Source organism: Amycolatopsis sp. NBC_01488 (genome assembly GCF_036227105.1).
Taxonomy (GTDB): domain Bacteria; phylum Actinomycetota; class Actinomycetes; order Mycobacteriales; family Pseudonocardiaceae; genus Amycolatopsis.
This window is the reverse complement of the sequence record NZ_CP109434.1, coordinates 8,899,386-8,921,936: the sequence shown is the minus strand read 5'-3', so window position 1 is coordinate 8,921,936 and position 22,551 is coordinate 8,899,386. Positions and strand designations below refer to the sequence as shown.

The 22,551-nt window shown below is 73.4% G+C and carries 18 protein-coding genes; 12 read left to right on the top strand and 6 right to left on the bottom strand.

All coding sequences use genetic code 11. The features are described from left to right. Positions 1-74 precede the first annotated feature (74 nt). Entirely contained in the window at positions 75-1,307 is a 1,233-nt protein-coding gene (gene rocD / locus OG738_RS41885) for an ornithine--oxo-acid transaminase (protein ID WP_329049431.1), read from the bottom strand. A 144-nt stretch (positions 1,308-1,451) separates the two neighbouring features. Here rocD and OG738_RS41880 point away from each other — a divergent pair, with 144 nt between their 5' ends. The 5 genes from OG738_RS41880 (at position 1,452) to OG738_RS41860 (ending at position 6,171) form a co-directional block, all read left to right on the top strand. Beyond that, positions 1,452-1,772: an ArsR/SmtB family transcription factor gene (locus OG738_RS41880; protein WP_329049429.1), complete on the top strand. Its 321-nt coding sequence runs from the start codon at positions 1,452-1,454 to the stop codon at positions 1,770-1,772. Positions 1,773-1,857: 85 nt separating this feature from the next. Next, entirely contained in the window at positions 1,858-2,235 is a 378-nt protein-coding gene (locus OG738_RS41875; RefSeq protein WP_329049428.1) for an SRPBCC domain-containing protein, read from the top strand. A 17-nt stretch (positions 2,236-2,252) separates the two neighbouring features. Continuing rightward, positions 2,253-3,104 (top strand): PPK2 family polyphosphate kinase, encoded by an 852-nt coding sequence (locus OG738_RS41870; protein WP_329049426.1) that lies wholly within the window; start codon positions 2,253-2,255, stop codon positions 3,102-3,104. Between the two features lie 20 nt (positions 3,105-3,124). After that, positions 3,125-5,224 carry a S9 family peptidase gene (locus tag OG738_RS41865; RefSeq protein ID WP_329049424.1) on the top strand — a complete coding sequence of 700 codons (2,100 nt, stop codon included), beginning with the start codon at positions 3,125-3,127 and terminating at the stop codon, positions 5,222-5,224. Then, a complete protein-coding gene (locus OG738_RS41860; RefSeq protein ID WP_329049423.1) occupies positions 5,221-6,171 on the top strand; it encodes an LLM class F420-dependent oxidoreductase in 951 nt (316 codons plus the stop codon). The genes OG738_RS41865 and OG738_RS41860 overlap by 4 nt, the downstream gene beginning before the upstream one ends. A gap of 42 nt (positions 6,172-6,213) precedes the next feature. On the opposite strand, the gene crcB is transcribed toward OG738_RS41860, so the two are convergent. The 3 genes from crcB to OG738_RS41845 are packed head-to-tail and all read right to left on the bottom strand — an operon-like array spanning position 6,214 to position 7,324. Continuing rightward, on the bottom strand, positions 6,214-6,588 hold the full coding sequence (gene crcB, locus OG738_RS41855) for a fluoride efflux transporter CrcB (protein ID WP_329049421.1): 375 nt from the start codon (positions 6,586-6,588) through the stop codon (positions 6,214-6,216). After that, the gene (locus OG738_RS41850; protein ID WP_329049419.1) at positions 6,585-6,917 is read right to left on the bottom strand and encodes a DUF190 domain-containing protein; all 333 of its coding nucleotides are present in this window, start codon (positions 6,915-6,917) and stop codon (positions 6,585-6,587) included. The genes crcB and OG738_RS41850 overlap by 4 nt, the downstream gene beginning before the upstream one ends. Beyond that, a complete protein-coding gene (locus OG738_RS41845; RefSeq protein WP_329049418.1) occupies positions 6,917-7,324 on the bottom strand; it encodes a fluoride efflux transporter FluC in 408 nt (135 codons plus the stop codon). Before OG738_RS41845 ends, OG738_RS41850 begins: the two co-directional genes overlap by 1 nt. Positions 7,325-7,469: 145 nt before the next feature. Here OG738_RS41845 and OG738_RS41840 point away from each other — a divergent pair, with 145 nt between their 5' ends. The 4 genes from OG738_RS41840 to OG738_RS41825 are packed head-to-tail and all read left to right on the top strand — an operon-like array spanning position 7,470 to position 13,355. Further along, positions 7,470-9,041, top strand: coding sequence for a pyridoxal phosphate-dependent decarboxylase family protein (locus tag OG738_RS41840; RefSeq protein ID WP_329049416.1), 1,572 nt, complete (start codon positions 7,470-7,472; stop codon positions 9,039-9,041). Beyond that, the gene (locus OG738_RS41835) at positions 9,038-10,315 is read left to right on the top strand and encodes a lysine N(6)-hydroxylase/L-ornithine N(5)-oxygenase family protein (RefSeq protein ID WP_329049414.1); all 1,278 of its coding nucleotides are present in this window, start codon (positions 9,038-9,040) and stop codon (positions 10,313-10,315) included. The genes OG738_RS41840 and OG738_RS41835 overlap by 4 nt, the downstream gene beginning before the upstream one ends. Next, positions 10,312-12,051, top strand: a complete 1,740-nt coding sequence (locus OG738_RS41830) for an IucA/IucC family protein (RefSeq protein ID WP_329049412.1) — start codon at positions 10,312-10,314, stop codon at positions 12,049-12,051. Before OG738_RS41835 ends, OG738_RS41830 begins: the two co-directional genes overlap by 4 nt. Further along, positions 12,048-13,355 (top strand): glutamine synthetase, encoded by a 1,308-nt coding sequence (locus tag OG738_RS41825; protein ID WP_329057018.1) that lies wholly within the window; start codon positions 12,048-12,050, stop codon positions 13,353-13,355. Before OG738_RS41830 ends, OG738_RS41825 begins: the two co-directional genes overlap by 4 nt. Positions 13,356-13,409: 54 nt before the next feature. Here OG738_RS41825 and OG738_RS41820 read toward each other — a convergent pair whose 3' ends face one another. Both OG738_RS41820 and OG738_RS41815 read right to left on the bottom strand, forming a co-directional pair. Continuing rightward, on the bottom strand, positions 13,410-14,798 hold the full coding sequence (locus tag OG738_RS41820) for an FAD-binding oxidoreductase (protein WP_329049410.1): 1,389 nt from the start codon (positions 14,796-14,798) through the stop codon (positions 13,410-13,412). 83 nt (positions 14,799-14,881) lie between these two features. Continuing rightward, positions 14,882-17,875: an ATP-binding protein gene (locus OG738_RS41815; protein ID WP_329049408.1), complete on the bottom strand. Its 2,994-nt coding sequence runs from the start codon at positions 17,873-17,875 to the stop codon at positions 14,882-14,884. 90 nt (positions 17,876-17,965) lie between these two features. Here OG738_RS41815 and sthA point away from each other — a divergent pair, with 90 nt between their 5' ends. The 3 genes from sthA (at position 17,966) to merB (ending at position 22,465) form a co-directional block, all read left to right on the top strand. Then, a complete protein-coding gene (sthA, locus tag OG738_RS41810; protein ID WP_329049407.1) occupies positions 17,966-19,378 on the top strand; it encodes a Si-specific NAD(P)(+) transhydrogenase in 1,413 nt (470 codons plus the stop codon). Positions 19,379-19,449: 71 nt separating this feature from the next. Further along, positions 19,450-21,366 carry an intein-containing Rv2578c family radical SAM protein gene (locus OG738_RS41805; RefSeq protein ID WP_329049405.1) on the top strand — a complete coding sequence of 639 codons (1,917 nt, stop codon included), beginning with the start codon at positions 19,450-19,452 and terminating at the stop codon, positions 21,364-21,366. Between the two features lie 496 nt (positions 21,367-21,862). Next, complete coding sequence (merB, locus tag OG738_RS41800; protein WP_329049403.1) at positions 21,863-22,465, top strand: organomercurial lyase; 603 nt, start codon at positions 21,863-21,865, stop codon at positions 22,463-22,465. The last annotated feature ends 86 nt before the right edge of the window (positions 22,466-22,551 follow it).

The following is a 22,551-nucleotide window of genomic DNA, read 5'->3' as shown; positions in this document are numbered from 1 at the left end:
CGGGTTTCTGTCCGGCGGGACGTGTGCTCCGGATGCCGCCGGGGCGGGAGGCTCACCCGGCGGCATCCGGTGGTTCAGGGGCGGACGACCTCGGCGATCGCGTCGATGCCGCGGTCCAGCTCCTCGCGGGTGATCACCAGCGGCGGCGCGACGCGCAGCGTGCGCTCGTGCGTCTCCTTGCACAGCACGCCCCGCTTCGCGAGCGCTTCGGACGCCTCGCGGCCCGACGGTCCGCCCGGCGCGATGTCGATGCCCGCCCACAACCCGCGGCCGCGGATCTCGGACAGTCCGTTGCCGATCAGCTCGCCGAGCCGCGTCCGCAGGTGCGCGCCCAGCTCCGTCGAGCGCTGCTGGAACTCGCCGGTGCGCAGCAGGCGGACCACCGCGCGCCCGACCGCGCAGGCGAGGGGGTTGCCGCCGAAGGTCGAGCCGTGCTCGCCCGGCTTCAGCACGCCCAGCACGTCACGGCGGCCGACCACCGCGGACACCGGCAGGATGCCGCCGCCGAGGGCCTTGCCCAGCGTGTAGACGTCGGCGCGGACGCCCTCGTGGTCCAGCGCCAGCACCGTGCCCGTGCGGGCCAGCCCGGACTGGATCTCGTCGGCGATCAGCAGCACGCCGTGCTCGTCGCACGCCGACCGCACCTCGGCGAAGTAGCCCTCCGGCGGCACGATGACGCCGGCTTCGCCCTGCACCGGCTCCAGGAGCACGGCGGCCGTGCGCGGGGTGATCGCGTCGCGCAGCGCAGCCGCGTCGCCGTACTTGACCGTGACGAAGCCCGGCGTGAACGGGCCGAAGTCGGCGCGCGCGGTCTCGTCGGTCGAGAACGACACGATCGTGGTGGTCCGGCCGTGGAAGTTCGCATCGGCGACGATGATCTCGGCGGTGCCGTCCGGCACGCCCTTGACCCGGTGCGCCCACTTGCGGGCGACCTTGACCGCCGACTCGACGGCCTCGGCGCCCGAGTTCATCGGCAGCACGAGTTCGGTGCCCGTCAGCTCGGCGAGCTCGCGGCAGAACAGGCCCAGCTGGTCGTGGTGGAACGCCCGCGACGTCAGCGTGACGCGCCCGAGCTGCTCGACCGCGGCCGCGACCAGGTCCGGGTGGCGGTGGCCGAAGTTCAGCGCCGAGTACCCGGAGAGGAAGTCGAGGTAGGACCGGCCTTCGACGTCGGTCACGGAAGCTCCGGAGGCTTCGGCGATCACGACGGGCAGCGGGTGGTAGTTGTGCGTGCTCCACTGCTCGTCGAGCTCGATGAAGCTCGCGGCGGTGGGGGCGGCGGTCTCCCGGCCGGCGAACGTCGTCATGTGTTCAGGTTAGAGGCAGAACACGCAGAGTTCAGCCGGGATTCATTGCTTTCACCCGTTGTTCGTTGCGCAGTACCGGCGTTGTACCCCCGAAACGATGCGTAGCGGTTGACGGACTGGTTGGTAAGCCGTAACTTACGGTTCGTGGCGACTTACGGAAGCGACCAGCTGGCCGCGCTGGCCGACCCGTCGCGGCGCGCGATCGTCGAAGCGCTCCGCGCCGGGCCGCGCGCGGTCGGTGAGCTGGCCGCGGACCTGCCGATCAGCCGTCCGGCCGTCTCCCAGCACCTCAAGGTGCTCAAGGAGGCCGGCCTGGTCGCGGACCGGGCCGAGGGCACGAAGCGGCTCTACCGCCTCGAGCCCGACGGCATCGCCGCGGTGCGCGCCTACCTCGACCGGATGTGGTCGGACGCGCTGCGCTCGTTCGCCGAGTACGCCGAATCCACCGAAGAGGAGCAGTCATGACACTCGAGCCGATCCGCAAGACGATCACGGTCGCGTGCTCGCGCGAGCACGCGTTCAAGACCTACACCGAGGCCTTCGACAGCTGGTGGCCGCGCAGCACCACCTGGGCGAAGCCGATCTCGCCGAGGCCGTCCTGGAGCCGAAGCCGGGCGGGCGCTGGTACGAGAAGACCGTCGACGGCGCCGAATGCCAGTGGGGCGAGGTGCTCGTCTGGGAGCCACCCGCCCGGGTGGTCCTGTCGTGGCGGATCGACGGCGACTGGAAGATCGACCCGGACCCCGCGCACGCCAGCGAAATCGAGGTCCGGTTCGTCGAGGAGGGACCGCGCAGCACGCGCGTCGAACTGGAGCACCGCGAGTTCGAGCGGCACGGCGAGACCGCGGCGAAGGTGCGCGACGGCGTCTCGACCGAGGGCGGGCACGGCGGCCTGCTGAAGTTGTTCGCCGAGAAAGCCGCGGCTTGAGCAGGTAGCTTCGCGGGATGGGAAAGAAGGACGACCGAAGCCGGGTCCGGGACGTGCTGCGCGTCGGCGCGGAGCTGCCGGACCCGGGCTCGACCCCGGTGGGTCCCGGCAAGAAGCCGAAGGCCGTCGCCAAGCTCGACGACGCCGCCGCGCGGCTGTCCGCGCTGCAGGAGGCGCTCTACGCCGAGGGCGTCGGCGGCGGGCAGCGCAGCGTGCTGCTGGTGCTGCAGGGCATGGACACCTCCGGCAAGGGCGGCACGGTCTCGCACGTGCTGGGCCTGGTCAACCCGATGGGCGTCCGCTACGCCGGGTTCAAGGCGCCCACGCCGGCCGAACGGCGCCACCACTACCTGTGGCGGATCCGCAAGCAGCTGCCCTTGGCGGGCCAGCTCGGCGTGTTCGACCGCTCGCACTACGAGGACATCCTGGTCCCGCGCGTGTCCGGCCTGCTCACCGCGGCCGAACGGCGCCGCCGCTACGGCGAGATCAACGCGTTCGAGCAGGAGCTGGCCGACGCCGGCACGACCGTCGTCAAGGTGTTCCTGCACATTTCGCCGGAGGAGCAGCTCAAGCGGCTGAAGGCCCGGCTGGAGACGCCCGAGAAGCACTGGAAGTACAACCCCGGCGACCTCGAAGCGCGCTCGCACTGGCCGGCCTACCAGGAGGCGTACGCCGACATCTTCACGAAGACGTCGACCGGCCACGCGCCCTGGCACGTCGTGCCCGCCGACCACAAGTGGTACCGGAACTGGGCGGTGGCCGAGCTGCTCATCGAAACCCTCGCGGACCTGAAGCCGGAGTTCCCGGAACCCGGCTTCGACGTCGCCGAGGAGCTGGCGAAGCTGAAGGGCGTTGGCGTATCCGCGTGATCGTCTGAAAGAGTGCGGACGTGACCGATGTCGACGACCTCCCGTTCCTCCGCAAGCAGGCCCGGACCCAGCGCTTCACCCTCGGCGCGCCGAAGGAGTTCCGGATCGCCCCGGACGCCTCGCGCGTGCTGTTCCTGCGCGCGGAGTCGGGCACCGACCCCCGGCACAGCCTCTGGTCGGCCGACTTGGCGACCGGCGCCGAGACGAAGCTCGTCGACGCCGTCGAGCTGCTGCCCGGCGAGGAAGAGCTGCCGCCCGAGGAGCGGGCTCGCCGCGAACGTGCCCGCGAGACCGGCGGCGGCGTCGTCCACTACAGCGTCGACGCGGGTTTCACGGTCGCCGCGTTCTCGCTCTCGGGCAAGCTGTACACGCTGGACCTCGCGTCCGGCGAGGTGACGCTGCGCGTCGACGGCTCGGTCATCGACCCACGCCCGAACCCGACCGGCACGCACGTCGCCTACGTCCAGGACCGGCGGCTGCACGTGCTGGAGCTGGCCACCGGCGACGACCGCGTGCTCGTCGAAGAGGACGGCGAGGACATCGCCTGGGGCCTCGCCGAGTTCATCGCCGCGGAGGAGATGGACCGCACCCGCGGCTACTGGTGGTCCCCGGATGGCCGCAGCGTCCTGGCCGAGCGCTCCGACCGCGGCCCGGTCCCGCGCTGGACCATCGCCGACCCGGCCAACCCGCAGCACCCGGCCACCGTCGTCGCCTACCCGGCCGCGGGCACCACGAACCCGCTCGTGTCCTTGGCGGTGCTCGGCCTGGACGGCTCCCGCGTGGACGTCGCGCCGGGCGAGTGGGAGTACCTGGCGTCGGTGCACTGGTCGGCGGGCGGCGCGCCGCTGCTCGCCGTGGAGCCGCGCGACCAGAAGCGGATGGACGTGCTGGCCCTCGACGTCACCGACGGCTCGACGGCGGTCGTGCACACCGCGACCGACCAGCACTGGATCGACATCGTCGGCGGCGTCCCGGCGTGGACGCCCGACGGCCGCCTGGTCACCGAGGGCATGGTCGACGGCGACCACCGGCTCTTCGTCGGCGGCGAGGCCGTCACGCCGGCCGGTCTGCAGTTGCGGGCCGTGCTGGACGTCGGCGACGAGATCCTCTTCAGCGCGTCCGACGACGACCCGACGCAGATCCACGTCTTCCGGACCGAGGGCTCTTCGGTTCGCCGTCTGTCCACTATGGACGGCGTGCACATCGGGGCCGGGTCAGCGGCGGTCACCGTGCTTTCGTCGTGGAGCCTGGAGTACAGCGGGCCGCGCGTCTCGGTGCTTCGGGACGGCTCGCCGGTGGCGTCGATCGCGACGTCCACTGTGGACCCGGACATCGTGCCGAACCTGACCTGGCTGACGCTCGGCGAGCGCGGCCTGCGCGCGGCGCTGCTCCTGCCGCGCGGTTACGAGCCGAGCGAAGGCAAGCTGCCGGTGCTGCTCGACCCGTACGGCGGGCCCCACGCCCAGCGCGTCCTGCAGAGCCGCAACGCGTTCCTGACGTCGCAGTGGCTGGCCGACCAGGGCTTCGCGGTGCTCGTCGCGGACGGGCGCGGCACGCCCGGGCGCGGCGCGGGGTGGGAGCGCGAGATCCACGGGCGCCTCGCCGACGTCACCCTGCAGGACCAGGTCGACGCGCTGCAGGCGGCTTTCGGTCGGTTCCCCGAGCTGGATCCGGAGCGGGTGGCGATCCGCGGCTGGTCGTACGGCGGGTACCTGTCGGCGCTGGCGGTGCTGCGGCGGCCGGACGTCTTCCACGCGGCGGTCGCGGGCGCGCCGGTCACCGACTGGTCGCTGTACGACACGCACTACACCGAGCGGTACCTGGGCAAGCCACAGGACGAAGCCGAGAGCTACGCGCACAACTCGCTGATCGAGAGCGCCGCGGAGCTGAGCCGCGCGCTGCTGATCGTGCACGGGCTGGCCGACGACAACGTGTTCGTCGCGCACTCGCTGCGGTTGTCGTCGGCGCTGCTGGCGAAGGGGCGGCCGCACGTCTTCCTGCCGCTGGCGGGCGCGACCCACATGACGCCGCAGGCCGAAGAGGTCGCGGAGAACCTGATGCGCACGCAGGTGGACTGGCTGCTGCGTGAGCTTTCCGCCGTGGACAAGGAGACTGCATGAGCCGCTGGGGCCTCACGATTCCGCTGACCGGGGTGCCGCTGACCGCGCACCGGGAGATGGTCGAGCAGCTGCCGGACCTGGGCTACACCGACGCGTGGACGGCCGAGACCGCCGGCACCGACGCGTTCACGCCGTTGGTGCTGGCCTCGCAGTGGGCGCCCCAGCTGCGCCTCGGCACCGCGATCGTCCCGGTCTACACGCGCGGGCCCGGCCTGCTGGCGATGCAGGCGGCGACGGTCGCGGAGCTGGCGCCCGGCCGGTTCGTCCTCGGCATCGGCGCGTCGTCCCCGGTGATCGTCTCGAACTGGAACGCGGCCGAGTTCTCCGAGCCCTTCGCACGGTCGCGGGACACGCTGCGGTTCCTGCGGTCGGCGCTGGCGGGGGAGAAGGTCAGCGAGAAGTACGACACGTTCGCCGTCTCGAAGTTCCGGCTGGAGCGCCCGGCCGACCCGCCGCCGTCGATCATGCTGGCGGCCCTGCGCCCGGGCATGCTGCGCTTGGCCGCCCGCGAAGCCGACGGCGCGATCACCAACTGGCTGGCGGCTTCGGACGTCCCTCGCGTGCGGTCGGTCATCGGGCCGGACGTGGAGCTGGCGGCCCGCATCTTCGTCTGCCCCACGGAGGACGCGGAGGCGGCGCGCGGCCTGGGGCGGATGCTGATCTCGAGCTACCTGACGGTCCCGGTGTACGCGGCGTTCCACGACTGGCTCGGCCGGGGTGCCGCACTGGCCCCGATGCACGAGGCGTGGGCGGCGGGGGACCGGCAGCAGGCCAACCAGGTGATCCCGGACTCGGTCGTCGACGAGCTGGTCATCCACGGCAGCGTCGAGTCGTGCCGGGAGCAGGTCCAGTCCTATGTGGACAACGGACTGACGACCCCGATCATCGCACTGCTCCCGACGGGCGGGGATCCGTTCGAGCAGGTCCGCGGCCTCGCCCCGCGCTGACCGGTCGTGAGTGGGAAACAGTGTGCTAACCCTGTTTCTCACTCACGACCAGACAGCGGTGGCGAGGAACAGGCCGAGGGCGCCCGCGGTGAGCCCCGCCAGCACCGTCGCCACCGCGTTGAGCACCGCGTACAGGCGCGTCTTTTCGAGGAACAAGCGGACCGTCTCGTAGCCGAACGTCGAGAACGTCGTCAGGCCGCCGCAGAAACCCACCGCCACCAGGGCGCGCACCGAAGACGGCTCCGCGCCGTGCAGGAGCCGGCCGCTCAGGAAACCCAGGATGAACGAGCCCGCGATGTTCACCGTCAGCGTGCCCCAGGGGAACGGCGAATCCCGCCACGCCGCCACCCGCCGGTCGGTCAGGTAACGCAGGATCGACCCCGCCGCCCCGCCGAGGGCCACCAGGACCAGCGTCACTCCTTCCGCCCCACGTAGCGGACCACCTCGACCTGGTCGAGCGTCACCAGGCCCTCGCCGATCAGCTCGTCGAGCTGCGGCAGGAACGCGCGCAGCTTCTCCTCGGCGTCGATGATCACGATCACCATCGGCAGATCCTCCGACAGCGACAGGATCCGCGTGGTGTGGATGAGCGACGAAGCGCCGTAGCCTTCGACGCCGCGAAGCACCGAAGCGCCCGCCAGCCCGGCGTCGCGCGCCCGGCGGACGATCTCGTGGTAGAGCGGCTTGTGGTGCCAATGGTCGTCTTCGCCGAGGTAGATCGTGAGGCGGGTGGCCGGGCCTTTCATCAGCGTCCCTTCCGCACCGCGCGAGTCGCCGTCAAGCCGGTGGTCACCGCCGCCAGGCAGAGTGCCACCGACGCCAGCGCGTAGGCCAGCGAACCCAGTATCCGCCCGGTCGTCGCCGCGTCCAGGGTGTCGGTCACGAACGTGGAGAACGTCGTGAACCCGCCGAGGATCCCGACGCCGAGGAACGGCCGGAGCAGGTGGTGGGGGCGCGCGGTGGTCGTCAGCAGCGCCATCAGGACACCGATGAGCAGGCAGCCGAGGGCGTTCGTGAGCAGCGTCGCGACGGCGAACTCCCCGCGCGCGTGCGGGATCGCCACCGACAGCCCGTACCGGGCGAGGCTGCCCAGCGCACCGCCGGCGCCGACCGCGAGCAGGACGTCCCACCGGGTCGCGGGCACGCTGATCACCTCCTGGCGCCCGAACCTACTCCCGATGGCCGACGCGTCCCCGCCACCCGGTCGAGCATCCTGGACCGGGGCCGGATGACAGGCAGCCGTCGGTCGCCGTACTGTTGCGCAGCGTAGGCAAGGCAACCCTAAGGAAGGCGGGTACATGCGGGGAGACGGGCTGGCCGGAGGCGACGGCGGCGCGGAACGGCTCGCCGAGCTGATCCCGGCGGCACTGCGCGGAATGGCGGCCGGAGTGGCCGAACGCGGCGGCCCGGTACCAGCGGGCGGCCCGGCAGCCGTCGCGGCGGCGCTGGTCGCCGAGTGCGGCGAGCTGGACCCGGCCGCCGCCGGTGGGCGCCAACCCGTCTCGGCTGCCGATCACCGAGGTCTGGAGTCGGCTGCTGCACGCGAGCCGAGTGGCGTGTCGAGATCGAGCCGCCAACCCGCCGCCGAGCCCGCCCCGGCCGCGAACGGCGCGCTTCCTCGCGAAGGCGTCGGTGCCGAAGCCGCCCTGGAAGAGCTGAGCCGTCTTCTCGCCGCCGGCTCCGCCGATCCCGCCGATCCCGCCTGTGCCGCGCACCTGCACTGCCCGCCGCTCGCCGTGGCCGTGGCCGCGGATGTCGTCGCCAGCGCGCTCAACCCCTCCATGGACTCCTGGGACCAGGCCCCCGTCGCCAGTGAACTCGAGCGCGAATTCACCACCGGAATCGCCCGATTGTGTTACCCGCACGCCGGAACCCCCGACGCCGTCGTGACCACCGGCGGGACCGAGTCCAACCTGCTCGGCCTTCTCCTGGCCCGCGAAACCGGCATCCTCCACAGCGTCTGCGGCGCCAACGCCCACCACAGCGTCGCCCGCGCCGCCTGGCTGCTCGGCTTGCCCGCGCCGATCGTCGTCCCGTGCGAAGGCGATCGTCTGCTGCCGGACGCTCTCGCCGCGGTCGCCGGGCCGCACACCGTCGTCGTCGCCACCGCCGGCACCACCAACACCGGCACCCTCGATCCGCTGCCCGAGATCGCCGAGGTCTGCCGTCGGGCCGGGGCGCGGCTGCACGTCGACGCGGCCTACGGCGGCACCGCCCTGTGCAGCGACACGCTCAAGCACAAGCTCGCCGGGCTCGAGCTAGCCGACTCCGTCGCGCTCGACTTGCACAAGTTCGGCTGGCAGCCCGTCGCGGCCGGGCTCTTCGCCGCCCGTGAGGCCGCCGACCTGGCCGCCCTCACCGTCCGCGCCGAGTATCTCAACGCCGACGACGACACCGAGGCCGGGCTGCCCGACCTGCTCGGCCGCTCGATCCGGACGTCACGCCGGCCGGACGCGTTCCGGATGGCCGTCACCGTCCGCGCGCTGGGCACCGCCGGCCTCGGCGCGCTCGTCGAACGCTGCTGCGCCACCGCGACCGAGCTCGCCGCGCTGGTCGAGGACCACCCCGGCCTGCGGCTCTGGGGCGCGCCCGAACTGTCCACCGTCGTACTGCGGCCGGTCGTGGCCGACGAGTCCGGCGGGGACGAGCTGGTCGCCCGCGTCCGCCGCGCGCTGCTCGAAGCGGGCACCGCGGTCATCGGCCGCGCCGCGCTGCCGACCGGGCCCGGCGGCGCGCCGCAGCTGTGGCTCAAGCTCACCCTGCTGCACCCGCACACCACCGCCGACGACTACCGCCCGCTGCTCGACCGGATCGTCGCCACCGCGAGCGCGGAGCTCGTCGCGAACCGGGAAAGCCCGGTCGCTTCGTGAAGCGCCACCACCTGGCGGGCATCGGAATCGGGCCGTTCAACCTCTCGCTCGCGGCGCTGGCCGCCCCGGTCGACGGCCTCGACGCGGTGTTCTTCGACGCCCGCCCGGAGTTCCGCTGGCACCCCGGCCTGCTCGTCGAGGGCGCGACGCTGCAGGTGCCGTTCCTGGCCGACCTGGTGACGCTGGTCGACCCGACCAGCCCGTTCTCCTTCCTCAACTACCTGCGCGACCGCGGCCGGCTGCTGCCGTTCTACTTCGCCGAACGCTTCCACCCGCCGCGCGTCGAGTACGACGACTACGGCCGGTGGGCCGCGGCGCGGCTGCCGTCGTGCCGGTTCGGCCACGAGGTCACCGGCATCCGCTGGGTGGCCGACGCCTTCGAGCTGACGATCACCGGTGCCGAGCCGGTCCTGGCGGACAACGTGGTGCTCGGCGTCGGCTCCGTGCCGACGGTGCCGGAACCGCTGCGCGCCCTGGTCGAGGATCCCGGCGTCCTCGCGCTGCACTCGGCCGATTACCTGGCACACCGGGAAGAACTCCTCGCCGCCGAGAGCGTGACGGTCGTCGGATCCGGGCAGTCGGGGGCCGAGGTGGTCCTCGACCTGCTGCGCGCGAGGTCCACTGTAGACGGTCTGCGCTGGCTCGCGCGGACCCCCGCGTTCGCGCCGATGGAGTACTCGAAACTCGGGCTGGAGCAGTTCACCCCGGACTACACGACGTACTTTCACGGCCTGCCGGAACCCGTCCGCGACCGCCTCCTGCCCGCGCAGTGGCAGCTGTACAAAGGCATCGACACCGAGACGATCGGCGCGATCCACGACGAGCTGTACCGCCGCAGCATCACCGGCCCGCCGGGCGCGGTGCTGACCCCGGGCGTCGAAGTCGTCACGTCGTCCACTGTGGATGGTCGGATCGAGCTGGGGGTAAGGCAGGAGCAGCAAGGCCGCGACGGCACCCTGCGTACCGCCGCCGTCGTCGCGGCCACCGGCTACGCGGAGACGCCGACCGGGCCGCTGCTGGCCGGGCTCGGCGACGCCGTCCGCCGTGACGCGCGCGGCCGCCTGGAGGTTGGGCCGGACTACCGCGTCGCCCTCGACGTGCCGGGCCCGCTGTTCGTGCAGAACGCCGAACGGCACACCCACGGCCCCGGCGCGCCCGACCTCGGCCTGGGTGCCTGGCGCGCGGCCGTGATCCTCAACGCCGTGTGCGGCAAGACCGTGCACGACCTGCCCGACCGCACCGCCTTCACCACGTTCGGCCTGGAGGACCAGTGACCCTCGACGAGGCGGCCGCCTGGCGCGCGGCCGGTGCCCTGATCGTGCACAAGATGCTCGGGGAGCTGTCCTACGAGCACCTGCTGGAGCCGGTCGCCGACGGCGACGGGTACCGCCTGGAGCTGCCGGGCGACGTCGTCTACACCTTCGAGGCCCGGCGCGGCGCGTTCGAGGCGTGGACGGTCGTGCCGGGCAGTGCGCTCCGGGCCGGGCAGCCGGCCACCGACCCGCGCACGCTCGTCGTCGACGCGCGGGAAGTACTGGGGCTCAGCGGGCTGCGCCTCGCGGACGTCCTGGCCGAGCTGACCGCGACGGTCGCCAACGAGGCCGCCCGCCTGCGCGACGCCCCGACCGCCGCCGACTTGTCCACAATGGACTACAATGTGGCCGACGGGCACCTCACCGGCCACCCGCGGCTGGTGCTCAACAAGGGCCGCGTCGGGTTCTCCGCGCGCGACCGCGCCCACTACGCGCCGGAAGCCGGGGCCGAGCTGCGGCTGCGCTGGTTCGCCGTCCACCCTTCGCACGCCGAATTCCGGTGCGTCGGCGAGCTGACCCGCGACGCCCTGCTGGACGCCGAACTCGGCGCGCAGCGGGCGGAGTTCGCCGCGCGAGCGCCGGAGGACTACGTCTGGGTGCCCGTCCACCCTTGGCAGGCCGACGAAATCCTCGGCACGCTCTACGCCGCCGAACTCGCCACCGGAGTCATGGTCGACCTGGGGGAGAGTGCCGACGCGTACCGTCCACACCAGACGGTCCGGACCCTGGCGAACGCCAGCGCGCCGGGCCGCCACGACGTCAAGACCGCCGTCTCGGTGCGGAACACGCTCGTTTACCGCGGGCTGAACTCGGCGGCGACGCTCGCCGGGCCGTCGGTGACGTCGTGGCTGCGCCGGATCAGTGCCGCCGACCCGCTGGTGAGCGAAAAGTACCGATTCGGGCTGCTCGGCGAGGTTGCGAGCGTGTCGGTGAAGCACCCGCTGTTCGGGCACATCGAGGAACTGCCCTACCGGTTCCACGAAACGCTGGGCGCGTTGTGGCGCGAGCCGCTCGTCGCGCAATTGGCCGAGGGCGAGCGCGCGATCTCGTTCGCTGCCTTGCCCTACCGCGGCCCCGACGGCGTCTCGATGCTGTCACACCTGGTCGGCGGCGGCGACGCCGAAGCGTGGCTGACGCGGCTGTTCGACCTGCTGCTGACGCCGTTGCTGCAGTGGTTGCTGCGGCACGGCGTCGGGTTCTGCCCGCACGGCCAGAACCTCGTCCTGGTCGTCGACGCCGCGGGCATCCCGCAGCGGGTGCTGATCAAGGACTTCGCGCAGGGCGTCGACCTGCTCGACGAGCAGCTGGAAAGCTACGAGTCGCTCCCGCCCGAAGCGGCGGCGGACATGCTGCGCTGGCCCGCGCACCTGCTGGCCCAGTCGCTGTTCAGCTCGGTGTTCTCCGGGCAGTTCCGGTTCTGGGCCGAGGTCCTGCTCGACGAGCTGGGCCTGCCGCGGGCGCGGTTCTGGGTGCCGGTGCGGGAGGTCGTCGGCCGCTACCGCGACGAGAACCCGGACGTGGCCGCGCGGTTCGACGCGTGCCGGCTGTTCGCGCCGGACGTCGAGCGCGTCACGCTCAACCGGGAGCACTTCGCCGGCCAGGGCTTCGACAAGGTGGAGCGCGACGACGAGTTCGACGTCCGCTGGGGCCGCGTGCCGAACCCGCTGCACGCCCCGGATCCCGGCGGCGCGTGGTGACGGCGTTCGCCCGCCCGGCCGGGCCGCGGTCGCTGGCGGCGCGGCAGGCGGCGGCGTCCGCGGGCGCTTCGGTCCTGCGAGGTGTCCTGGCCGAGGAGGGCACGCGGCTGCTCCTGCTGGTACCGGATCCGCACGCGCGCTTCGCCGCGGTCGAGCTGGCGGCGCCGTTCGCCGCTTCGGCGCTGACCGACGGCTACGGCGTGTGCAGCTACGTCTTCGCGTGGACGCCGTCGCGTGACCCGCTCCCGGCGTCCGGCGCGCTCGGCGGGTACGTCGAAGGCTTCGGCGACCTGCGGATGCGCCCGGACGCGGCGTCGGCGGTGTGCCTGGGCGACCGGACGTGGGCGGTGGTGTGCGACGCGGAATGGCCCTCCGGTCAGGTCGCGGAGCTGGCGCCGCGTGAGGTGCTGCGCTCGCAGCTGGCGGCGTTGGAGGGCCTCGGGCTGGTGCCGTCGGTGGGCATCGAGCACGAGGTGGTGTTCCTCGATTCCTCCGGTGCGCCGCTGACGCGGCACGGGGTCGACTACGCACTCGGCGGCACCGAACGGCTGGCGCCGCTGCTCGCGGATCTGCGGCTTTCCCTCGACGAGGCGGGCCTCGGCGTCGAGTCGGCGCGCGCGGAGTGTCACCCGGGCCAGTACGAGGTGGTGCTGCGCCACCGCGACGCGCTGGCCGCGTGCGACGACGTCCTGCTGCAGCAGGTGATCGTGCGCCGGGTCGCGGCTCGTCACGCTGTCGTACCTTCGTACCTGGCCGCTCCCGCGCCAGGGCAGGGCAATTCCGGGCACGTGCACCTGTCGCTGTCCACAGTGGACGGATCGCCGCCGGACCTGCTGGGCGGCTTCCTGGCCGGGGTGCTGCGCGAGGCGCGGGCGCTGACGGCGGTGTGGGCGCCGACGTGGAACAGCTACGTCCGCCTGCGGACAGCGCCGTTTTCGCCGCACGAGGTGCGCTGGGGCCACGACGACCGGACGGCTTCGGTGCGCGTGGCGGGGCCGCCGTCGGAGCCCCGCCTGGAGTTCCGCTTCGCCGGCGCCGACGCTCAGCCGCATCTGGTGGTGGCGGCCCTGCTCGCGGCCGGGCGGTTCGGGTTGGAAGAAGGACTGGCGCCGCCCGAGCCGGGGTTGTTGGTCGACCGGCTGGCGACCTCGCCGTGGGAGGCGCTGTCGTCGATGGACCGGGTGGCGGACCTGCTGGGTCCGGACGTCGCGGCCCAGCTGACGGCGTTGCTGACCGAGGAGATCGAGTCGGGCCTGGACGCGGTCACCGACTGGCAGCGCGAGCGCGGCGCCCTCCGCTCCTGACCCGGAAGGTCCGGCCGGGGCTGACGGCCCCCCTCCGGCCGTCAGCCCCGGGGCTCATGCCGGGCGGATGTTCTGGTTGACGTGGAACACGTTCTCCGGGTCGTACCGCCGCTTCACCGCCGCCAGCCGGTCGTAGTTGCCCTGGTACGAGGCGCGCACCCGCTCCTGGCCCTCCTCCATCATGAAGTTGACGTACGCGCCGCCGGCCGAAGTCGGGTGCAGGTCCTCCCAATAGGACCGCGTCCACTCCGCGATCGCCGACGCCTGCGCCGGGGACGGATCCACCCCGACGATCACTCCCGACCACCCACCGGAACGGTGCGGGAAGGCCGTCGCGTCCGGAGCGACCCGGCTCGCCGCTCCGTCGATCGGGTACAGGTGCATCGACGAGTGCATCGTCGGCAACGCTTCGCCGTGCTTGACGTGGATGTCGATCGCCGCGTCGGAGATCTCGTGGAACACGTCCGCGCGCCAGTACCACTGCAGCCCGGGCGGGTACAGCGCGTCGAACGCGCCCTGCAGCGCCGTGTACGGCATCTCCTGCAGGCCCACCAGCAGCGGCGTGCCGAACGAGCGGACCGGCGCCAGCACTTCGTCCGCCTTGTCGTGTGAACCCGTGTAGCACCAGACGATCCCGCACGCCTTGCGGCCCCACAGCTCCTCCGGGAACGGCGGTGCCGGCGGGATCGTCAGCAGGCCGAACCAGCCGTTCAGCTCCTCGGGCAGCGACGGCAGCAGCTCGCGGTACCAGCGCAGCACGTCCGGGGTGTCGCCCAGGTCGTACAGCACCGGACCGCCGATGATCGTGCCGTGCTTGCCGATGTCGTGGCAGCGGAACGTGAACGACGTGACGACGCCGAAGTTGCCCCCGCCGCCGCGCAGGGCCCAGAACAGGTCGGGGTGCGAAGCCGCGTCGGCGTGCACGAACGAGCCGTCCGCGAGCACGACGTCCGCGCCCAGCAGGTTGTCGACCGTCAGGCCGAACCGCCGCGCCAGGTAGCCGATGCCGCCGCCGAGCGTCAGGCCCGCGACCCCCGTGGACCCGACGATGCCCGACGGCGTCGCCATGCCGAACGCGACCGTCGCGTGGTCGACGTCGCCCCAGGTGCACCCGGCGTCGGCGCGGACGGTGTGGTTCACCGGGTCGACGGTCGTGCTGCGCAGCCCGGACAGGTCGATCACCAGTGCGCCGTCGGCGACGCCGAGGCCGCCCGCGTTGTGGCCGCCGCCGCGCACGGCGAGGTCCAGGCCCTGGGCACGCCCGTAGCGGACGCAGGTGACGACGTCGGCGGCGTCGCGGCAGTAGGCGATCGCCGCCGGTTGCTTGTCGATCATGGCGTTGTAGACGGCGCGGGCCTCGTCGTAGCCCGGGTCGGCAGGCGTGATCAGGCTGCCGCGCAGGGTGGCGGCCAGCTCCTCGTGCGGCAAAGCGGTGGTGGTCATGGTGGGCCCCTCTCGGATTTCCCGGTTCCGAGCAGAACGTAGGCACCCGGCGTTCGCGCAGCGTTCGGTCCGTTCGCCGCAGGTCAGGACGGCAGCCGGACGCCCAGGTCGGCGTCGGCCCGCCGCAGCAGCGCGACGCTGCCCTGGGCGCGCGCCAGCTCGGCGGCCGCCCGGAGGCGGGGGACCGGATCGGCGTCGTGGGCCGCCCGCAGCCGCAGCACCTCCGGCAGCCACCAGCGGTCGTCCCGCGCCTGCCCGGCGGCGAGCGCGGCGTCCAGCGTCGCGCGGGCCGCCTCCGGGGCCGACACGTCGGCGAGCAGCGACAGCCAGTACGGCATCCGGGCGAACGCACCCTCGGCCTTGAGGTTGGCGACGCCCTCCTGCGCCGCGGCCCGCCCGGCCGCACCGCCGCGGCACCAGCCGCCCAGGACCAGCGCCCACTCCCGGTAGTACGCGAACCCGTACCGGTCGCACAGCGCGTGCAGCTCGGCGACGGCCGCCCACAGCGCCCGCCGGTCGCGGCGCATCTGGTGGGTGATCCCGGCGTACGCCAAGGCGATGGCCAGGCTGTACGGGTGCTCGATCCCGCGGGCCAGCGCGATCGCGCCGTCGCTGCTCGCCGCGGCCGCCTCGTCGTGGCCGAGGAGCCAGTGGGCGTGCGCCGCCCAGGCCGGCCCGTGCACGTCCGGCCGGGTGCCGATCGGCCACGACGACGCGCCGTGCGTGCGTTCCGCGCCCAGCTCGAAGTGCCGCAGCGCCTCGGCCGGGTCGTGGCCCAGGCTCAGCGACGAGCCCGCGACGATGAAGTGCGCCGAGCCGCTCTGCTCGGCGGTCGTCCCCGGGGAGAGCAGCGTGAGGGCGCGTTCGGCCGCTTGGTGCGCCTCGGCCGTGCGGCCCTGGACGAACCGGGACGACCACAGCTCCAGCAACGCCGTCAGCGCGGCTTCCTTGCTGCCGGACGCCTCCGCGAGCGCGAGCGACCGTTCCAGGACGTGCTGCAGGTCGGGGGAGGAGTACCCGTGGTGGGCGTTGAGCGGCCCGGCGAGCGCTTCGAGGACGGCGAGCTCGTCGCGGTCGCGGTTGCCGCTCGCCGGCCGCGCGCGGACGAGCGCCAGTGCCTCCTTCAGCAGCCGGATCGCCTCGGCGTGGGCGAACGTCCTGGCCGCGACGGCCGCGGCCCGCCGGTAGTGGGCGACGGCGCGGTCGGGCCGGCCGCCACGGGCGTACTGCTCGGCCAGCTGCGCCGCCACGGCGTCGGTGTCGTCGGCGTGCAGCAGCTCCAGGCCCTGGGCCAGCCGCCGGTGCAGCAGCCACCGCCGCGGCGGGCTGACCTGCTGGTAGGCCGCCTCGCGCAGCAGGTCGTGGGTGAAGTCGTAGCTGCCGCCGAACTCGCGCACGATCCGGCGGCGCCACAGCTCGTCGACCGCGTCGACGACGGTGTCCGCGTCGAGGTCGCTGGCCTCGGTGAGCAGCTCGAGGGTGAAGTCCCGGCCGGCCGCGGCGGCGAGCCCGGCGACCTCGCGGGCCGCCGGGCCGGGCTGCGCGAGCCGGGCGCGCAGCACGCCCGCCAGGCCGTCGGCGGGCGGGGAAGCGCCCGCGCGCAGGGCTTCCACGACGTACAGCGGGAACCCGCCGGTGGCCGCGTGCAGCAAGGTCCGGTCCGCCGCGGACAGCGGCCGGCCGGCCACCGCCTCGCCGAGGTGCGCGGTGCCGTCGGCGTCGAACGGGCGCAGCGGCAGCTCGGTGAGCTTGCCGTCGTCGCGCAGCTGGGCGGTCCAGGCGGCCACGCCGGGGTCGAGGTCGCCGTCGCGCAGCGTCCCCGCGACCAGCAGCGGCGCGTCCGGCAGCAGGCCGAGGCAGAAGGCGAGGAAGGCACCCGTCTCCTCGTCGCACCACTGGACGTTGTCGAGCACCAGCAGGACGGGCCGGCCGCCGGCGGTGAGCGCGCGGGCGAGCCCTTCGAAGAACCGCAGGCGCTGCCACGCGTCCACCGTCGGATGGCCGGCCGCGGCCGGGCGCGTGGCCGGCAGCAGCCGGTCGACTTCGGTCCGCCACACCGGGTCCAGTGCCGTCGCCGCCCGCTGCACCGCGGGCGTGCGCAGCCAGTCGGCCACCGGTGCCAGCGCGACTCGGCCGGCCGTGCCGAAGCAGCGGCCGGCGGCGACGACCGCACCCTCCGCCCGGGCCAGCCCGGCCAGCTCGGTGACCAGCCGGGTCTTGCCGACCCCGGCGTCGCCGCGCACGAGGACGACCCCGGCGCGGCCGGCGGCCGCGGCCCGCCACGCGTCGCCGAGCCGGGCCAGTTCGGCGGCCCGGCCGACGAGACCCGGTGCGGCCGCCCGCAGGGGCTCGGGGTCCGGCCGGGCGAGCAGCCGGCGCAGCGCCGCGCGGGTCGGCTCGGCCGGGACGACGCCCAGCTCGCGTTCGAGCACCGACGCGCACCGGTGGTACGTGCTCACCGCGCCCGCCCGGTCACCGGCGTCGGCCTGCAGCCCCATCAGCGTCCGGTAGCCGGTCTCTTCCAGCGGGCGCAGCCGGATCCGGCGGCGGGCGGCGGCGAGTGCGACGGCCGGGTCGCCCGCCGGGGTCCGGCAGAGCAGGTCGCACAGCTCGACGCACTGGCGGTCGAGCTCGGCGCGCGCGGCCAGGACCCAGTCGTCGGCCAGGCCCGGCAGCAGCTCGCCGCGGCAGGTCGCGAGGGCGGCCCCCGCGTGGGCGACGATGTCGGCGGCGTCCGTCGCGGCCAGCGCGGCCCGGCGGGAGAGGTCGAACTCCCGCACGTCCACCCGGCTCGACGGCGTGTCCCGCCAGGACAGGTCGCGCCCGGTGACGGCCAGCGAAGGCAGGTCGCCGAGCACGCGGCGCAGCTGGTGCAGCTCGCGGCGGAGGTTCGTCAGCGCCTGCGCGTCGGTGGAATCCGGCCAGAACAGCCCGGCGATCCGCCGCCGGGGCACCGCCAGGCCGGCGTGCACGACGAGGTGGGCCACGAGCGCGACCGAGCGCGGCGACCGCGTCAGCACGGCACCGGTCTCGTCGTCGGCGATCACCTGCTCGCCCAGCAGCGACACCCGCAGCATCGGGTCACGCTAGCCCCGAGACGGGTTCGCGCGCGGATCTTCACCGGCCGGGGGTTGCGCCGGGGCGCCCGGGTGCGCAGGCTCGACGTCGTGAGCGAGCACGAGTACGACCTCATCGTCATCGGTTCGGGCCCCGGCGGGCAGAAGGCCGCGATCGCCGCGGCGAAGCTCGGCAAGCGGGTGGCCGTCGTGGACCGGCACGACATGGTCGGCGGGGTGTGCGTCAACACCGGCACGATCCCCTCCAAGACGCTGCGCGAAGCCGTGCTCTACCTGACCGGCATGAACCAGCGCGAGCTGTACGGCGCGAGCTACCGCGTCAAGCAGGACATCACGATCGCCGACCTGCTGGCACGCACCCAGCACGTCGTGGGGCGTGAGGTGCAGGTGGTGCGCGCGCAGCTGATGCGCAACCACGTCGACCTCATCCCCGGTACCGGCTCGTTCGCCGACCCGCACACGGTGATCGTCGAAAGCCGTCACCCCGGCGACCGCCGCACGCTGAGCGCGGACTACGTCGTGATCGCCACCGGTACCCGGCCCGCACGGCCGGCGCACGTCGACTTCGACGCCGCGCGCGTGCTCGACTCCGACGAGATCCTCCGGCTCGAGCAGATCCCGTCGTCGCTGGTCGTGGTGGGCGCGGGCGTGATCGGGATCGAGTACGCGTCGATGTTCGCCGCGCTCGGCTCGCGGGTCACCGTGGTGGAGCAGCGCGACCAGATGCTCGACTTCTGCGACCCCGAGATCGTCGAGTCGCTGAAGTTCCAGCTGCGCGACCTGGGCGTCACGTTCCGCTTCGGCGAGAAGGTCGCGGACGTCGCGGTGTCCGACGACGCGACGATCACCACGCTGGTCAGCGGCAAGCGCATCCCGGCCGACGGCGTCATGTACTCGGCCGGCCGCCAGGGCATGACGGGCGAGCTGAAGCTGGACGCGGCGGGCCTGGCGGCCGACGAGCGCGGCCGGCTCGTGGTCGACGAGAACTACCGCACCGAGGTCCCGCACATCTACGCGGTCGGCGACGTGATCGGCTTCCCGGCCCTGGCGGCGACGTCGATGGACCAGGGCAGGCTCGCGGCGTACCACGCGTTCGGCGAACCGGCGAACGGCCTGGGCGCGCTGCAGCCGATCGGCATCTACACGATCCCGGAGATCTCCTACGTCGGCTCCACCGAGGCGCAGCTGACGTCGTCGTCGGTGCCGTACGAGGTCGGCATCGCGCGCTACCGCGAGCTGGCCCGCGGCCAGATCACCGGCGACAGCTACGGAATGCTGAAGCTGCTGGTGTCCACTTCGGACCGGAAGCTGCTGGGCGTGCACGTGTTCGGCACGGGCGCGACCGACCTGGTCCACATCGGACAGGCGGTGATGGGCTGCGGCGGCACGGTCGACTACCTCGTGGACGCGGTGTTCAACTACCCGACGCTGTCGGAGGCGTACAAGGTGGCCGCGCTCGACGCGACCAACAAGATCCGCGCCTTGGACCGCTTCTCGTCCTGAACCGCCCCAGGAGCCACACCAGCACCACCCCGATTCGCCTGCGGCGAACCGGTTTGACACTCGAATAGAACATGTGTTCGACTGGCGCTGTGCGATGGGATCGGCAGCGAGCGGGGGAGGGTGAGCCGGCACTGCCCGGGCTGGAGGGCCTGGTGCGGTCCGTGCGGTCACCGGAGTTCGACGGCGTCACCTTTCACGAGGTGCACGCGCGCTCCGTGCTGAACAAGGTTCCCGCCGGGTCCGGGGTGCCCTTCGGCTGGACGGTGAACCCGTACCGCGGCTGCTCGCACGCCTGCACGTACTGCCTCGAAGGCGGCACCAAGATCCTGCTGGCCGACGGCCGGACGAAGCCGCTGTCGGAACTGAAGGTCGGCGACGAGATCTACGGCACCCGCGGCCACGGCGCGTCCCGGCGGCTGGTGCCGACCCGCGTCGAAGCGCACTGGACGACCCTGCGCGCCGCCTACCGCGTCACCCTGGACGACGGCACCCGGCTCGTCGCCGGCGGCGACCACCGGTTTCTTACGAGCAAGGGCTGGAAGCACGTCACCGGCACCAAGTTCGGCGCCGCGCAGCGCCCGCACCTGGAGCCCGGCACCGAGCTGATCGGCGTCGGCCGGTTCGCGCCCACGCCCGACGAGACGCTCGGGTACCGCGCCGGCTACCTGTGCGGGATGCTGCGCTCCGGCGGGTTCGCCGCGGAACCGGACGCGGCCACCCGCGCCCTCGAGTACCTGCCCGACTTCGGCGCGTCCGTCGGCTTCCTGCAGGTGCCGGCGGACCCGGACGCGCACTGGCAGCGCGGCTTCCTCGCCGGTCTCTTCGACATCGCGGGCGACTACGGCCGCGGCGTCCTCACCGTGGCGCACGACGAACCGGAGATCGTCGAGGCCTTCGCCGGCGCGCTCACCCGCTTCGGCTTCGCGCACCAGGTCGACGAAGTGCCGAAGTTCCCGGCCCGCCAAGAGGTCCGGCTGCTCGGCGGGACGGCCGAAGTGCTGCGGTTCCTGCACGTGAGCAACCCCGGCGTCGCGTGGAAGCGGTCGCTGGACGGCGCGGTGATCGGCGCGAGCCGCCGCCGCGTCGAGGCGATCGAGCCGCTCGGCCTGCAGCTGCCGCTGTTCGACATCACCACCGGCACCGGCGACTTCATCGCCGACGGCATGGTGTCCCACAACTGCTTCGCCCGGAACACCCACACGTACCTGGACTTCGACGCCGGCCACGACTTCGACACCCAGGTCGTCGTGAAGGTCAACGCGCCCGAGGTCCTCGCCGCGCAGCTGAAACGGCCGTCGTGGCGGCGCGAGCACGTCGCGATGGGCACGAACACCGACCCGTACCAGCGCGCGGAGGGCCGCTACCGGCTGATGCCGGGGATCATCACGGCGCTGGCCCGCTCCGGGACGCCGTTGTCGGTGCTCACGAAGGGCACCGTGCTGGCGCGCGACCTGCCGCTGCTGCAGGCCGTCTCCGCCGACGTGCCGGTCAGCCTGGCGGTGTCGATCGCGCTGCTCGACCGCGAGCTGCAGCACCGCCTCGAACCCGGCACGCCGAGCCCGCAGGCCCGGCTGGAGCTGGTCCGCAAGGCCCGCGACGCCGGACTGCCGTGTTCGGTGCTGGTGGCGCCGGTGCTGCCGTGGCTGACGGACTCGGCCGAGGCCCTCGACGCGCTGTTCGCGAAGCTGGCCGAAGCGGGAGCGACGAGCGCGACGGTGATCCCGCTGCACCTGCGCCCGGGCGCCCGGGAGTGGTTCGGGCGCTGGCTGGCGGGCGCGTACCCGGCGCTGGTGCCGCGGTACCGCGAGCTGTACGCGCGGGGCAGCTACGTGCAGAAGGCGTACCGCGAGCGGCTGGGGGAGCGAGTGGCGCCACTACTGCGGCGACACGGGCTGGCACCGAAGACGGGGTATGAGGTGCGAAGCCCGGAGCCGGTGCCCGAGCCGCGGATCGAGGTGCCGGCCGCGGAACAGTTGCGGCTGCTGTGAGTCTGGGTGCGCCGGGTTCGGGTGCCGTGGCCGGTTTTGCGGGCCGCCCGCGGAGCAGTTGCGGCTGCTTGAGCGCGGGTGCGCCGGGCCGGCGGGTTACGGCGGCCGGAGGCGGAACAGCTCCGGCTGCTCTGACGATCCGGGCCGCGCGGACCTCACCGCCCCGCCCCGCGCCACCCGGCCCGCCGCGGGCGGCCATGAATGAGTCATTCATGGCCATGGGTCGCGGAGCAAGCCGCGCCGTCCGCCCGCAACCGTGCTGTCCTTTGTGGACGAGCACCCTCATCGGTCGGCGATCCCCCGCCGAACCGCCGTGTGGGTGAAGCTGTCACCCGGAACGCCGCCGGACCCCGCGAAACTCCCCCGTTCGCCGTAGTCCGCCCTCGATTGCGCCGCCGTGTCGGGGCCTTGCGGAAAAATGTCCGATCGTGTCGTTGTCGCCCTGCCTCGCCGACACCTAACGTCGAAGGGATCGATGCGGAAGGGAGAAGCGGCGATGACGACCTCGCAGACCGACCGGGTCGCGGCCGCCCGGCTCGCGTGGGCCGCCCTGAAGCTGACCCGGGCCGGCCGGCACCCCGTGAGCGTCGACAGGCTGGCCGCGACCGTCGGCGTCGCCCCGGGCGAAGCGCGCCGGCTCGTCGAGCTGATCGGGTTCACCCTGCACCGCGACCTCGTGAGCACCGGCCCCGCGCCGCGCGGGGCCCACCACCGGCTCCAGCCGGCCGAGGGCACCCTCGGCGCCGGGCCGGACGGCACCGTCGACATGTTCCTGCTGGCCATCGCCACCGGCGAGCGCGTGCACGCGGAAGCGATCTGCCCGGTCACCGGGACGCGCATCCGCATCGACCTCACCGCGCGCGCGATCATGCAGGCCGACCCGCCCTCGGCCGTCGTCGCCGCGGTCGACCTGGGCTTCGGGCTCGAGCACGCCGACGCGATGGCCTGCGCCGGCCAGCCGTTCTTCGCCTCGGCCTCGGCGGCCGCCAACTGGCTCGTCTCCCACCCCGGTGGCCGCATCTACCAGGTCGCCGCCTACCTGGCCCAGGCCCACCGCCTGGTCGCCGCGCTGGAGGCCCGGCCGAAGTACGTGCTCTGACCACTGCGCAAGTCAAGCCTGCCGACGTCGTACGCTGGGTGGTTCGTTAGCCTTCTCAGGCAGCGAGAACCCATGTCGAAGGAGAG

Excerpts from the sequence above, each read along its gene's own strand:
- rocD (WP_329049431.1), bottom strand. The coding sequence starts at position 1,307 with ATGACGACGTTCGCCGGCCGGGAGACCGCCGCCCCCACCGCCGCGAGC.
- OG738_RS41870 (WP_329049426.1), top strand. The coding sequence starts at position 2,253 with ATGGGAAAGAAGGACGACCGAAGCCGGGTCCGGGACGTGCTGCGCGTC.
- OG738_RS41860 (WP_329049423.1), top strand. The coding sequence starts at position 5,221 with ATGAGCCGCTGGGGCCTCACGATTCCGCTGACCGGGGTGCCGCTGACC.
- OG738_RS41850 (WP_329049419.1), bottom strand. The coding sequence starts at position 6,917 with ATGAAAGGCCCGGCCACCCGCCTCACGATCTACCTCGGCGAAGACGAC.
- OG738_RS41840 (WP_329049416.1), top strand. The coding sequence starts at position 7,470 with ATGCGGGGAGACGGGCTGGCCGGAGGCGACGGCGGCGCGGAACGGCTC.
- OG738_RS41820 (WP_329049410.1), bottom strand. The coding sequence starts at position 14,798 with ATGACCACCACCGCTTTGCCGCACGAGGAGCTGGCCGCCACCCTGCGC.
- OG738_RS41815 (WP_329049408.1), bottom strand. The coding sequence starts at position 17,875 with ATGCTGCGGGTGTCGCTGCTGGGCGAGCAGGTGATCGCCGACGACGAG.
- OG738_RS41805 (WP_329049405.1), top strand. The coding sequence starts at position 19,450 with ATGTGTTCGACTGGCGCTGTGCGATGGGATCGGCAGCGAGCGGGGGAG.
- merB (WP_329049403.1), top strand. The coding sequence starts at position 21,863 with ATGACGACCTCGCAGACCGACCGGGTCGCGGCCGCCCGGCTCGCGTGG.